The organism is Mesorhizobium sp. WSM4841 (genome assembly GCF_055811515.1).
Genome location: NZ_JBVVQC010000009.1, coordinates 19,657 through 33,323 on the forward strand (window position 1 = coordinate 19,657; position 13,667 = coordinate 33,323).

12 protein-coding genes are annotated in these 13,667 nt (G+C 59.8%); 10 read left to right on the top strand and 2 right to left on the bottom strand.

Annotation, left to right across the window (positions count from 1 at the left end):
* Positions 1–5: 5 nt before the first annotated feature.
* From AC0L14_RS13005 to AC0L14_RS13025, 5 genes are read left to right on the top strand one after another with little or no spacing between them, the layout of a single operon-like run.
* On the top strand, positions 6–530 hold the full coding sequence (locus AC0L14_RS13005; protein ID WP_244602835.1) for a TadE/TadG family type IV pilus assembly protein: 525 nt from the start codon (positions 6–8) through the stop codon (positions 528–530).
* Between the two features lie 2 nt (positions 531–532).
* On the top strand, positions 533–1,168 hold the full coding sequence (locus AC0L14_RS13010; protein ID WP_473749751.1) for a TadE/TadG family type IV pilus assembly protein: 636 nt from the start codon (positions 533–535) through the stop codon (positions 1,166–1,168).
* A complete protein-coding gene (locus AC0L14_RS13015; RefSeq protein ID WP_473749752.1) occupies positions 1,165–2,328 on the top strand; it encodes a CpaE/TadZ family protein in 1,164 nt (387 codons plus the stop codon). Before AC0L14_RS13010 ends, AC0L14_RS13015 begins: the two co-directional genes overlap by 4 nt.
* Positions 2,312–2,902, top strand: coding sequence for a L,D-transpeptidase (locus AC0L14_RS13020; protein WP_473749753.1), 591 nt, complete (start codon positions 2,312–2,314; stop codon positions 2,900–2,902). The genes AC0L14_RS13015 and AC0L14_RS13020 overlap by 17 nt, the downstream gene beginning before the upstream one ends.
* On the top strand, positions 2,899–3,486 hold the full coding sequence (locus tag AC0L14_RS13025; RefSeq protein WP_473749755.1) for a hypothetical protein: 588 nt from the start codon (positions 2,899–2,901) through the stop codon (positions 3,484–3,486). Before AC0L14_RS13020 ends, AC0L14_RS13025 begins: the two co-directional genes overlap by 4 nt.
* A gap of 455 nt (positions 3,487–3,941) precedes the next feature.
* On the opposite strand, the gene AC0L14_RS13030 is transcribed toward AC0L14_RS13025, so the two are convergent.
* The gene (locus AC0L14_RS13030) at positions 3,942–4,481 is read right to left on the bottom strand and encodes a hypothetical protein (RefSeq protein ID WP_473749756.1); all 540 of its coding nucleotides are present in this window, start codon (positions 4,479–4,481) and stop codon (positions 3,942–3,944) included.
* 313 nt (positions 4,482–4,794) lie between these two features.
* On the opposite strand from AC0L14_RS13030, the gene AC0L14_RS13035 reads away from it, so the two are divergent.
* Genes AC0L14_RS13035 through AC0L14_RS13050 form a run of 4 tightly spaced genes read left to right on the top strand, consistent with a single transcriptional unit; the run spans position 4,795 to position 10,380 of the window.
* Positions 4,795–6,243, top strand: coding sequence for a TolC family protein (locus AC0L14_RS13035; protein WP_473749757.1), 1,449 nt, complete (start codon positions 4,795–4,797; stop codon positions 6,241–6,243).
* 40 nt (positions 6,244–6,283) lie between these two features.
* On the top strand, positions 6,284–8,413 hold the full coding sequence (locus tag AC0L14_RS13040; protein ID WP_473749759.1) for a type I secretion system permease/ATPase: 2,130 nt from the start codon (positions 6,284–6,286) through the stop codon (positions 8,411–8,413).
* 49 nt (positions 8,414–8,462) lie between these two features.
* A complete protein-coding gene (locus tag AC0L14_RS13045; protein WP_473636879.1) occupies positions 8,463–9,752 on the top strand; it encodes an HlyD family type I secretion periplasmic adaptor subunit in 1,290 nt (429 codons plus the stop codon).
* A complete protein-coding gene (locus tag AC0L14_RS13050; protein WP_473749761.1) occupies positions 9,742–10,380 on the top strand; it encodes a ribbon-helix-helix domain-containing protein in 639 nt (212 codons plus the stop codon). The genes AC0L14_RS13045 and AC0L14_RS13050 overlap by 11 nt, the downstream gene beginning before the upstream one ends.
* Before the next feature lie 62 nt (positions 10,381–10,442).
* On the opposite strand, the gene AC0L14_RS13055 is transcribed toward AC0L14_RS13050, so the two are convergent.
* Positions 10,443–11,396 (bottom strand): transglutaminase-like cysteine peptidase, encoded by a 954-nt coding sequence (locus tag AC0L14_RS13055; RefSeq protein WP_473749762.1) that lies wholly within the window; start codon positions 11,394–11,396, stop codon positions 10,443–10,445.
* 322 nt (positions 11,397–11,718) lie between these two features.
* On the opposite strand from AC0L14_RS13055, the gene AC0L14_RS13060 reads away from it, so the two are divergent.
* On the top strand, positions 11,719–13,667 hold a 1,949-nt coding region (locus tag AC0L14_RS13060; RefSeq protein WP_473749764.1), incomplete at its 3' end, for an Ig-like domain-containing protein.

Sequence of the window (13,667 nt, forward strand, 5' to 3'; positions counted from 1 at the left end):
TGGCGATGATCAGAACCCTGTTCCGTTACCTCGACAGATTTCGACGCGACCATCGCGGCACAGCGCTTGTCGAGACGGCGCTGATACTACCGCTCATGGTACCCCTCACGGCGGGCGTGTTCGAATTCGGCAATCTGATCCACAAAAAGCTGCTGATGGAGGCCGGGCTTTCGGACGGCGCGCGCTTTGCCGCTCGCTGCAACAGTCAATTGTACACCAAGGCCGGGCTGACGATCAATTGCGCCGATACTGCCACAAACATCGCGGTGTTCGGCAATGCTGCGGGGACAGGGAATGCGCGCATCGCCGGCTGGCCGAAGGCAAACGTTACCGTGACCATTGCCGCCTCAGGGTCGTGCCATGACGCCGTGGTCGCAGGTGTCACCCTATATCGCTCCACCACCTCGCAGGTCTGCATCGTCCGGGCCGCAGGCACGTTGGACTACAACGACATCGGAATGCTGTCGCTGCTCGGCATCGGCCCGATCACGCTCAGCGGCTTTCACGAGGAGCGGTTGATCCGGTTCTGATCATGATCAGGCGTTTCGCAAAATCGGAAGACGGCGCGGCGATGGTGGAGATGGCCATCGTCATGACGCTTATGTTTGCGCTCACTCTCGGCTTCGTCGATTTCGGTTACGCCCTCTATCAGTGGAACGCCGCCAACAAGGCCGTGCAGCTCGGCGCACGTCTGGCCTCGATTTCCGATCCGGTTGCCACCGCGCTAGCTACAGCCGCACCGACGACGACACCGGGCGCTCCGGTCGTTGCCGCGGCCTACGGACCATTCACCTGCACATACACCGCCGGCACGGGCGCTTGCAGCAATGGCGGTACATTCAATGCAGCCAATTTCAGCCGCATCTTCCGCGGCGATACGGCAGTCACTAATGACGACGTCTGTCCTGCGTTGGGGACAGACCAGCGGCCGGGTATGTGTCATTTCTTTCCTGGCCTCAGGCGCGATAATGTCGTCATCGCCTATTCGGCCACCGGCCTGGGCTACCAGACTCGGTTCGGCGGACCGGTGCCGACGATCACCGTCAGCCTTCAGAACCGGGCCTATCAGTTTTTCTTCCTCGGCGGCCTCCTCGGATTCGGAAATCTCACCATGCCCTCGATGCTCAGCACGGTCACGGGCGAAGACCTGAAGAGTACATCCCCATGAATGCCATCAACACCAAGGTTCTCCCGACCAAACGAAAGCAGGTGGCCCTGTTCTCGTCGGATCCGCAGTTCAGACGCGAGGTGGCGACGCGGCTCGACGCGCTGGCCATCTACGATGTCAGGATTTCCGAGACGGCTGACTTCCTCAACGGTCCGCCCGCTGAGACGCGCCCGGGCATCGTCATCCTCGACCTGGCCAATGGCGAGTTGCTCGGCGAGCCCGGTATCGTCGCGGCGCGCGCTTTGTGGGCGACCGTGCCGCTGATCGCGGTCTCCGACGAATTGACCTCCGAAAAGACGCGCATCCTGGTTCGCATGAACGCTTCGGACTGGCTGCACAAGCCGCTCGACGCCAAGGAGCTGCTGAACGCGGTCACCTTCCACGACACCGGCAACCAGGGCACCAAGAGCCGCATCATCACTTTCATCAGCGCCAGCGGCGGCGCCGGCGCCACGACGCTCGCTCTGTCGGCGGCGGAATACCTGGCGTCGAAATCCACCGAACGGGCGGCTTCGACCTGCCTCGTCGACCTCGATTTCCAGAGCGCCAATTGCGGCGCCTATCTCAACCTGTTCAACCAGTTCGACCTGGCCGGCATCATCGGCCAGCCGGAAAGGCTCGATGTCGAACTGATGGACGTCATCAGGCTTTCGCGTCCGTCAGGCCTGACCCTCTATTCATTCGAGAGGCCGCAGCTGCCGTTTGAGCCGCAGGGCGCCGATTTCGTGTTCCGGCTGCTGGACCTCGTCGCCTACCGGTTCGACGACATCGTCATCGACCTGCCGAATATCGAAACCCCCTGGCAGAATTCCGTGCTTTCGACGAGCGACGAGATCTTCATCGTCTTCGAGCTCAACGTCGCCTCGCTGCGGCAGGGCAAGCGGCTCTACACAAAGATCCGCGAGCTGCGCGGCAATTCGGTGAGCATCACGCTGGTTGCCAACAAGCATAAGCGCAAATGGTTCGGTAACCACTTTTCGCGCAGCGAACTCGAGAAGATCTTCAAGGCGCCGCACATCAAGTCGGTCGGCCTGGACAATGCGCTGCTGACCGACGCGCTGAACCGGGCCATCCTGCCTTCCGAAGTGGACGGGCGGGCGCGCTTCAACAAGGACCTGAAGCGGATGTTCAAAGAGCGGCTCGATGACGCAGCCCGGTAGATACCGCATCGCCCCGAGGCTTGCCGGCGCCTGCATCATCGGCCTGGCCGTGGGGATGCCGGCCTGGGAATTCGCCCATGCCCGGTCTGCGCTGTCGGACCGGCCGCCGCTGCCGGCAATGGGCCCCAGCCTGCGCAAGGCGGTTGCTCTCCAAACCGTGGAACAGCCCGGCACGATCATCATCCGCAAGGATGAGAAGGCGCTTTATCTGGTGACCCGGCAGGGCCAGGCGCTGCGCTACCAGATCAGCGTCGGGCGCGACGGCTTTGGCTGGACCGGCATCGTCAAGGTGGGGGCGAAAACGGAATGGCCGGAATGGCGCCCGCCCGGGGAAATGCGCGCTCGCCAGCCGGAACTGCCGGAAATGGTGCCCGCCGGTCCCTATAATCCACTCGGCGCCAGGGCACTCTATCTGCTGCGGGATGGGCGCGACACGCTCTACCGCATCCACGGCACCAACGATCCCAAGGGCATCGGCTTCGACGGAACATCAGGATGTTTTCGTCTTACCAACACTGATGTGATCGATCTCTTCAAGCGCGTCTCGGTCGGCGCAAAGGTGGTGGTCCAATGACGATGATCAGCGACCCGGATATGCCGGCAATCGACATTGGGCCGGCAACCCACACTGAAGAGCAAGCTGCAGTTGGGAAACCGAGCAATGCAAGGATGATCGGCGTTGTCGCCCTCGGCGCCTTGCTGATCACGGCGGTGAACATAACGGCCGCGGTCTATTTCTACCGAGGCATCAACGATCTGCGCCTTGTCGAACGGCGGCTGGAACAGCTCGGATCGTTCGAGCAACGGATCGCAGCCCGGCTCGATACGGTCAACAACGGCTTTCAAAGCCGGTTTGAAAAACTGGACAGTCAACTGCAGGGCAGCTTCAACGAAGTCAAAGGCAGCATTGCCCGGCTTGAACAGGAGCTGCCCCTGGACAGTGACGACAACATGTCGAGCATAGCGGAGCCTTCCGTGATCACGACCAGCACCATGGCGGAAGCAGCCACCGATCTCGAAGAAGCGCCCGAACCCAGTATCGTCGAAGCGCCGCGCCCGCCCAAAAAGAGGATCGCGGCGCCGCCCCCTCCCCCAAACTCGTCCTACCAGCGCATAGTGCAGCCTGACGGCAAGGTCCACTACAAGAAAATCAACTAGAAGCGACAGACATCGGAGAGACGGGTTTTTGCGTCCAGCTGCGTGCAGAGCTGCCGTCGTCTTGTTGGCAATGCCGATCGGGAGCGCGACGGCTGCGACCTGCTACCATGTTGTCAATGTCGACTTTTGGGATGTTCTCTATATCCGATCGCAGCCAAGCCACCTCTCCAGGGCTACGGGCGCAATCGCCCCCGATCACAACGGCATTATCGTGGCCACAGGCCCATGCCGGCCGGCCGGGGCGGACCGAAAGCGGCAATGGTGCCCGGTCACCTATTATCCCTTGCCGCCAGTCAGCCGGGACGGCTACGTGAAGGCCTATTTCGTGAAAACCACGGCGTGCCCCGGGTCCTAAAGCGCGTCGCGTTTGAATGGAGTCATGCGACGCGCTTTAAGTTCCTGTTCTTATGCATGTCGTTATCGCAAAACCGCTGCGCACTTTTGCGCGACATGCATTAGAGATCCCGCTGCAGAGCAAGAAGCCGTACGGCGAGCGCTTGGGAACGCTGTCGCGCTTCGCCGAGAAACGCAACATGACAGTAGGCGCAGGCTGCAGTGCCCAGACCCAGCACTAGGCTGTTCTGCCATGTGAAATCGAGGATCAGCGAGAATGGATGGCCGCTCGGCGCGGTGAATGCCGCAATCGTGCTCGCCGTTTCAGAATGGCTGCTGGAAGCCATCATCAACCCGGCGAAAAGCAGAGCGGCGTGGTTGGCAAGGAAGAAGAACGCGGCCGATTTTCGCGTCCGGCAAGCCATCCAGCAGAGGATCGATGCGGCGGTCAGGATGGCGGCATCAAGGGCCATTGAACCGCTCAGATAGAGGTCGACCTGCTGCCAGAACATCATCGACAACGGCCGCAGTTCAAGCCAGATCCGCCACAAAGCGGGGCTAGCCGGATAGGTTCCGAGCAGGAACGTCGCTGCTCGCCCCCCTGCAAGAATCAGAAGGATGAGAGCCGGGAAGGCAAAAAGCAGTAGCGGCTTGCGCGTCATGTTCCCTCGCCAATCGACAAGCAGAATAGGCTGCAAAGATTACGCGAGGCTTAAGGAAAGGGCGGCGAGCAGCATTGATCACAGGCGCAGGCGCTTGCCGCAACCGCAGCGAGCGCCCGTTTTATGTGCCATTTTTGCTACATTCCCGAAACTTATGGCCCGAATTCGGTTCTTGGCCGGTGCTAAATCAATAAACACTCACGTATTCGAAGAATTTATCGGATAATTTGTCAAAGCTTCGGTGAGAAGGCTTGGCCATATAAACTTGGGCCATACAAAAAGTACCGGGCAGAAGCGTGGGTGGGGGTAGACCATGAATACGACAATCAAAGTGGCCATTGGCAAGCGCCTTGGCCTGCTCTTCACATTTTCGATGCTGGCTTGCGGGAGCGCTAGTGCCCTCACGCTCAAGGAAGCGATGGCCGTCGCCGTCGAGTCCAATCCGGAGATCGGCCAAGCAATAGAAAACCGCGAAGCAATCGAATTCGAGTTGCGCCAGGCCAAGGGCCTTTATCTTCCCAGCATCGACCTCGAAGGGTCGGCGGGTGTTCGCCGCCTCGACAATTCGTCCCAGCGGGCGCTTTCCCTGGAGGATGATCCCCTCTATCCGACAGAAGCAAGCGTCGTGGTTAGGCAGACGCTCTACGACAGCGGGGCCCGGCGGGCCGAGTTGGACCGTCAGGCGTCGCGGGTCGACGGAGCCTCGTTCCGGGTGTTGGAGCGGTCGGAATTTATCGGGCTCTCCGTCGTCCAGGATTACCTGGAATATATGCTGCAGGCTTCGATCGTTTCCGAGGCGAAAAAGAACCTGGGCTTCCATCAGGGGATTCTCGGCGATATCCGGCAAGGCATCGCGGGTGGTGCGTTGAACGATGCCGACGGCCAACAAGCCCAGGAGCGGCTTTTAGCAGCCAAGGCACGCTTGCAGGAAGCTTCCGAAGAGCTGGAGCAGTCCAAGATACGCTTTTTCAAGACCGTGGGAAAACCGCTGACCAACGCTTCCAGGCCGGGCGATGTCGCCGGCGCGCTGCCGAGGTCGCTTGATGAGGCACTGGGACTGGCTCGGGAGAACAATCCACGCGTCCACATGGCCAATAGCGATATCGACGCCGCCGCTTCCCTCGTGGATGCGGCCCGGGCAAAATTCGGTCCCGCTATTGTCGCCGAGGGCGTCGCTAGAGCCGGTTATGACATTGATGGCGACTACGGGGACGGCAGCGACCTGGAGGCGCGACTCGTGCTGCGCTGGAATCTCTATCGCGGAGGTATCGACAAGGCCAACGAACAGGAACAGATACGTCGTACCAGCGAACAGCGACTTGGATTGAATCTGGTCTTCAGGGAAATCGAGGAAGCCGTCCGCACCTCGTGGGATCGCCGTTTCCGGCAAGCCGAACTTGCCAAGACTCTGCGGCAGCAAGCTGCCGAGAGCGTAAAAATCGTCGCGTCCTACCGCGAGCAATTCAAGGTCGGACAGCGTTCGCTGCTCGACGTGCTTGACGCGCAAAATACGCGGTTCAACACAGCAGCGCTGGCGGATACTGCCTCCTACGCATCGCTTTTCGCGGAGTATCGGCTGCTGGCGGCGACCGGGCAGTTGCTGAAAACGATGAACCTTCAGCCGGCAAAACAGGCGACGGCTTATGCCAGGACCGAGTTTGCAACGCCGGAGACTGCTGACACCGAAACCTATGCGCGCACCCCGTCGGAACAGAAAAATGATCTGCCTTTCGACATCCTCGCTCCGGTCAGGAAAAAATAGCTTGGTTTAAGGATCGATCGAGAGTCCTTGCGGGCAGATCGTGAATCAGCAACCCAACATCCTCTCCCCTAAAGAGGCATTCAAGGCCTGCTTTTCGGCTGTTGCCGGATATCTCGGCAGGCCGAGCGCCGAAACCGTCCTGTTCGCCGGGGTTCCGCTGGCAGAGACGCGAATAGAGGTGGAGGACATCAGGCATCTTGCCGAACGGATCGGTCTGGAGGTCCAGGAATTCAGCCACCGGGATTTTCTGCGCGGTCGTGTCGATCTTCCTGCCATTCTCTTTCGCGTCAGCCAGTTGCCTGTTGCTCTGCTGGCGGAGATGCAAGACGGCGCATATACGACCGCCCCGCAGGAAGATGGCCGCACGATCATCGCCAAATCCGAGCTTGCCGCCAGTTTCATCAGTGGCGGCGTATCCTTTTCGATAACCTATGCCAATGCCGCCGAAGGAATGAAGGTCGGTTCCGCGGCGAAGATAGAAAGGCGTCACTGGCTGACGGGAACGATGGGCGCCTTCTGGCGCACCTATTCGAAAGTGGTCCTGTCGGCGATATTCATCAATCTGCTGGCCATCGCCTCGCCGATCTTCACCATGAATGTCTACGACAGAATCCTGCCGAACAAGGCAAATTCAACGCTGTGGGTTCTGGCAATCGGCATCGGCGCCGTCATTCTGTTCGATCTGCTTTTGAAGACCGCCAGGGCGTCTCTCATCGACTATGCCGGGCGCAAAGCAGATTTGCGAATATCATATCTTCTGTTCGAAAAAGTCCTCAACTCGTCTCTGTCAGCGCGCCCTGGCTCGACCGGTGAATACGCAAATCGCGTAACCCAATATGAGTTCGTGAGGGAGTTCTTCACCTCCAACACCATCAGCGTCTTCATCGATACGGCTTTTGTGTTCGTCTTTCTTCTGGTCATCTATGCGATAGGCGGCTGGCTGGTGGTCATACCGGCATTGGCCTTCGTGGCGTCGGTCATCGTCGGGCTGATCACGCAGCGACGTATCGGCAAGCGAGTCGCCGCCTCGATGAACGAGGCTTCTCAGCGCCAGGCCTTGCTGGTCGAATCCATTTCGACGCTGGAGACGATCAAATCGCTGCGGGCCGAAGCGTATCTGCTGCGGAAATGGGGCGAGCATTCCAAGAACGCCGCCAATACGTCGGAAAAGATCAAGCAGCTTTCGGCCGCCGCCGGCAACGTCACCCAGGCCATACAACAGCTTGTGACCGTCGCCCTGGTCGTAGCCGGCGCCTATGCCTTCTCGGAAGGCCATATTTCGACAGGAGCAATAATAGGCACGGTCATGCTCGCGAGCCGCGCGGTTGCTCCGCTTGGCCAGATTGCCATCACCCTTTCGAGACTGCGGCAAGCCATGCTCTCGTTGAGAATCATCAATTCGATCATGGCTCAACCGGAAGACCGGCCGGACACGGTGGGCTTCGTCAACCGCCCCATCCGCAACGGTGCGATGGTGTTCAGGAATGTCGGGTTCGTCTATCCCGGTTCGGAAAACGAGGTTCTGGCCGGCCTCAATTTTTCGGTGAAACCGGGAGAACGGATCGGCATCATCGGCCGCATAGGATCCGGCAAGACGACGATGGGTCGCCTGATCGGCAGGCTTTTCCTCCCAACCTCGGGAGAGCTTTTGCTCGACGGCATCGACATCCGCCAATACCACCCGTCGGAGGTTCGCGCTGCGGTAGGGATCGTCGCCCAGGCCGGCGATCTGTTTTCAGGCACCATCAAGGAAAATCTCCTGATGGCGTGCCCCGAAGCGACCGACGAAGAAATCATCGACGCCGCAAAGGCTGCCGGCGTCGACGAGTTCGTCTCTCGCCACCCGCGCGGCTATGACATGAACGTCGGCGAGCGGGGTACCAATCTCTCGGGGGGGCAGCGACAGACGGTGGCAATTGCGCGCCTGCTGCTGACCAAGCCGAAAATCGTCTTCCTGGACGAACCGTCAGGCTCAATGGATCTGGCCTCGGAAAGACAATTGATCAAACAGCTCAAAGTAGCCTTCGATGAAAACACGACGCTGATCGTGTCGACCCACCGCTACAGCATGCTTGAGCTGGCGGATCGGCTTATCGTTATCGAGCAAGGCAGGATAGTGGCAGATGGGCCAAAGGAACAGGTCGTAAAGGCACTGCAGAAAAGTGGCTGATGAAAAATAGATTATATTGAGCGAGTTCAATATAACGGGGCGTAAGGAAATGCTTGCCAAAGAAGATCGTCCGCCGCTTTTCGCGTCGGCCTCCATATTCATCATAGGAGCGCTCTTCGTCGTTTTTGTTGCTTGGGCGTCTTTTGCCGAAGTCGATGAGATCGCGCGCGGCGACGGCAAGGTCATCCCGGCGTCCAAGACCCAAATCATCCAGGCCAGCGAAGCCGGCGTCGTCCAGGAAATCGCCGTCAAGATTGGGCAGGTCGTCAGGAAAAACGACCTGATCATTCGCCTCGACAACACGCTGAATACGTCCAGCCTTGGCGAGCAGCAGGCCAAGTCACGCGCGCTTGAAGTGCGAATCGCAAGGCTCAAATACGAACAAAGCGGCAATCTCGCAGGGCCCTTTCCGTGCCCGGCCGACATTCAGTCGATCGCTCCGCAAATCTGCGACAATGAGCAGAAGCTCCTTATCGCCCGGCGCGAAAACTTCGACAATAAATTGTCGGTTCTCAAATCGCGCCTCGACCAGCGCGAAAAGGAACTGGACGAAGCAGCCGCCAATTCCGAACGCCTCACCAAGAATCTGGCCGTTAGCGACGAAGAGGCAAAACTGGTTGGATCAATGGTCAAAAAGGGGCTGATGGCCAGGACAGAGCAAATCCGGGTTGAACGGGAGCAGACCGAACTCAATGGTCAGCTGAACCTGTCCGGCGAGACAGTCAAGAAGATCAGGTCAACGATCACCGAAGCCCAACTCCAGGTCGAGGAGCTTGGCCTCCAGCTGCAACAGGAAGCATTGGATGAACTGACGCAGGCGCTGGCCGAGCTTTCGGTCGTGGACGAAACCATTCGTGGGGCCACCGACAAGGTAGCGCGCACCGATATCCGTTCGCCGGTGGACGGCATCGTCAATACACTGGAGCTAAACACGGTTGGCGCCTTCGTGCAGCCTGGCTCGGTCGTGGCAGGCATCGTGCCGACCTCCGAAACCTTGCTGGTCGAAGCGCGCGTCTCGCCACGCGATGTCGCCTTCATTCGTCCCGACCAGGAGGCGCTGATAAAAGTCACCGCTTACGACTTCTCGATCTTCGGCGGCATCGAAGGCAAGGTCTCCAACATCACCGCCGACAGCCTGGTCGACGAGAAAACGGGTGAGCCCTTTTACCAGGTGCGTGTGGCGACGGACAAGTCGACCCTCGAAAGGGACGGCAAGGCCTATTCGATCATCCCCGGCATGATCTGTTCGGTCGACATCAAGACAGGACGCAAGACGATCCTCAGTTACCTTTTGAAGCCGATCAACAAGGCGCGTCAGGAGGCCATGAGTGAGCGCTAGCGCCAACTCTCCGCCCACCACCCATGATCGGTTGCTCCTGCCGATCACCAGAGAGGATTTCGGGCTGGAGTTCCGGGTTGTCGCGCGTGGCGGCATACGCCGCGGCATTCGTCTGGAAAGGGCTTTCTGGATGTCGCTGAAGCAGATGGCTGAAAACAGGAAATGCACGATCGGCATGCTGATCGACGAGATCGCCAAAAATCAAACCAAGACTGGCAATCTGACGTCGGCGATACGGGTGGCCTGCATACTCGGGCTGGCGGATGAAAACCTGATCCTACGAAAGCTTGCATCGATCAGAACGATCAATGCCATATTGGTTGCCTGCCCCTCGCCCGCTTTTGCCTTGGCGTCATCCAAGAAGATCCTGACTTTCAATGCTCCGTTCCAGCAATTGGTCAAGCGTCAGTTGCCGACCGGACAAAACAATGATGCACGACAAGATCTCAAACTGGCGCTGGATCTCAATGTCGCCGACATTTTTGCCCGACTCGATGCCAATGGCGAAGTTCCGATCGCCAGCGGCTTCGTCATCGGCGCCGGCGAACGTCGGTATCGAGGTCAATTGAATGCAGTGCGGGCGCCCGTACCCGAACCGGAGCTGCTGATGGCGTTCGTCAACGGCTAATTTAGAGCTGCCGCTCCGGGCAAGTGCAGCTCAACCCTGGCTGACGATGCTTCGCGTAATTTTCACAGGGACATATCCGGCTCCGAACCTTCGCCAGGAGCAACCGTTGCGAAAGCGCCTTTGATGTCGGCTATTTGCGCGCCCCCTGGTTTTGCGCCATGGATCCACGCCCGGTCAGTGCTGAAGGAATACAGCGGCAGATAATCAGGGAGATCGCTGTCTTTCAAAACAGTGTTGTTGAGACTGTCGAGGATGAATGTGCCGCTGTCCGTACTCACCGACAGCACGGCATGAAAGAATTTTCTGCGGCGATCCTGGAGAACAACAAGCGACATGCTCTGCGCCGGGATGCCGGCCCGCAGCAGTGCCGCCATCTTGAGGATGGCAAAATCCTCACAGTCGCCAGCCCGTCGCTCGAGGATTTCCGAAGGCTTCGCCCAATAGTCGAGCCTGCTGTAAACTGCACTGTCTTTCTTGTAGGCAATCGCGCGGTTTATGCTGCTGTTGACGAAGGACAGCTTGTCGCTGAATCCCCGGTCTTTGACAGCGTTAACGATCTCGGCAAAAGCAGCGCTCTTGCGCTCGCACGCACTGCTCACAGAGCAGCCGGCGATGGCCCTGTAGACAGGTGCCCAGCGCGCCGAGACGGGAGAGTTGCGCATCGACAAGGCAACCGATCCGAACACACCGGGGATTATCGCCGCCGTCTGCATAGGATCTATTCCGACATCGCCCCGCGACGTCGAAAGAGCCTCCCCGTAATCAGCAACGGCTGGCCCGTAGCTGCCGGGAAACATGTCTGTGCGGTAAGCTTCAGCAGGCCGCCAAGGCTGAAATCTCGCCAGCGAAACGCCGCCGAGGCATGGCGGCGCCTGCACCTTTTCCAGCTGCGCACCGGCCGCAGCGACATCCGCCACAATGGCATTCGCGAGTGCTGGCTGCGACAGGCCGACAAGGCCGATCGCCAGCAAAAGCATTTTGAGCCCGGTTTCCAGGCCAGCCTTTTCTTTTTTCATAACGCCCACCTTTGACTGTGGACGCTACCAATCTTGTCTCAAATTACTGGAAAGGAAGGTAGATAACTTTGTCGCAATGGGCTACGCCTGTTTTGTATAAAATTTTATATATATTTATACTTATTCTTCCGCGTCATTGTCGTAAGGATTGCCAGCAAATCGGTCTGCGGCGCCAATATATATTGGGTTATATAAATGTGGTTTACCATGCGTAAAAAATAGTGGCAGATGCATATTAGGATATATGGAATAGATTACCAGACTGTTGCAAAGCCGAGGTGACCGCTGTCTCTTCCAGAGAAATACCGGAGGGGTTTCAGCTATGGCGACAATTACCGAATTGGACAGTGTTTCAGGTTCCTCGGACGAACATTCTGCTTCCAATGAACACGCCGGCCTGGCATCGGCGGCAGGTATCCAGGTCGCGCAAGCAGCCTCGACCGAGCAGCCGGCAGCAGCCGAGCCGGTGCCGGCGGATGTGGGCAACGGCGCACCAGTGCAAACGGAAGCGCCGGCAGCGGCCAATGCACCAGCGGCTGCGGCGCCGCATCAGTATGTGGCCGACGCCAGCAACACCGTGAGATTTCCGGCCAACGTCGCCATCGACAATATCCGAGTCGATGGCCGCCACCTTCTGCTCGAACAGCCAGACGGCTCGCTGGTCGTCATCAAGGACGGTGCCCTGAACGTGCCGACCTTTATTCTCGGCGACATTGAGGTGCCGCGCGTCGCCTTGCTGGCGGCGCTTGAAGCAAGCCATGTCGACATTGCCTTCGGCGCCGACGGCTCCATCTCGGCGGGGCCGGGAAACGGGACGCCGGGCAGCGCCGGCGGAAACTTCGCGGTTCCAGTCGGCGGGATCGGCAACGGATTCGATCTGTCGGCGTTGCTGCCGCCGACGGCCTTGCAGTTTGGGCGTTTGGAGCCGCGGGAACTGACGATTGGCGTCAGGGAGAAAGACTCTACCCCTTCGATTGATCCTGTAGTCTCGACCACGGTCTATGAGGCTGGCCTGCCGGCACGCAGCGGCGAGTCACAAGGCTCGAACGAGCCTGCGACCTCGGAGACGACCTCTGGGACGATCGGCTTCAGCTCGCCGGACGGCGTGTCGGAAGTCTCGCTGGGCGGCCATGTGCTGACCGGTGTGCCCCAGGCCTTCACCGACGCGACCGGCTCGCTGACAGCGAGCTATGTCTATGATCCCGCGACCGGCCTCGGCACGATCAGCTATTCCTATACGCTCATCGACAACACTTCCGGCGACGCCACCAGCGTAAACCTCCCGGTCGCGGTGACGGACGCCGACGGCGATCCGGCAGCGCCAGGCAACCTGGCCATCAACATCGTCGACGACGCGCCGACGGCGATTGCCGACACGGACAGCATCGCGGCGGGTCAGTTCGGCCCCGCGACGGGTAATGTGCTTGCTGGCGGGACAGACGGCCTTGACGTCAACGTGACTGACGGGACGGCCGACACGCAGGGCGCCGATGGCGCGACGGTGGTCGGGGTCACCAGCGGCACGACGAATTCCGATCTGGACGACGCTGGCACGCTTGGCGTGCAGATCCAGGGGACTTACGGCAAGCTGACGCTGAACGCGGACGGCACCTACAGCTATGCGCGCGATGCCGGCACGCCCGGCGGCGTCGACGACGTGTTCACCTACACCATCAAGGATGGTGACGGCGACCTGTCGCACACGACACTGACAATCTCGATCGGCGATGCACCGCCGGTGATCAGCGACCTGACGCCCGAGGCCCGTGGCGGCGACGTGACGGTGAATGAAGAGGCGTTAAATGTCGGGACGCCGGGCGGGCCCGGGTCGAACCCGTCAAGCACGGCCGAGACCGGTACGGGCACCTTCACCATCTCCTCGCCCGACGGCATTGCCTCGCTGACGATCGGTGGTCAGGCCTTCATCACCAATGGCGTGTTCACGGCGGGCTCGTTCACGACGCCGGAGGGCAACACGCTGGCTGTGACGGCCTACGATGCCGCGACAGGTCAGGTGAGCTACACCTACACGCTCCTCGACAATGAGGCACATCCCACCGCCCTCGGTGAGAACAGCCTGTTCGAGAACTTCGCAGTGGTGCTGACCGACCAGGACGGGCAGAGCGCCAACGATACGCTCACCATCGACGTCGTCGACGACGTGCCGACGGCGAACGCCAACACCAACAGCGTGGCCGAGGGCGCCATCGCCACCGGCAACGTGCTGAGCGACGCCACCGATGACGTGTTCGGCGCCGACGCTGCGGCCGC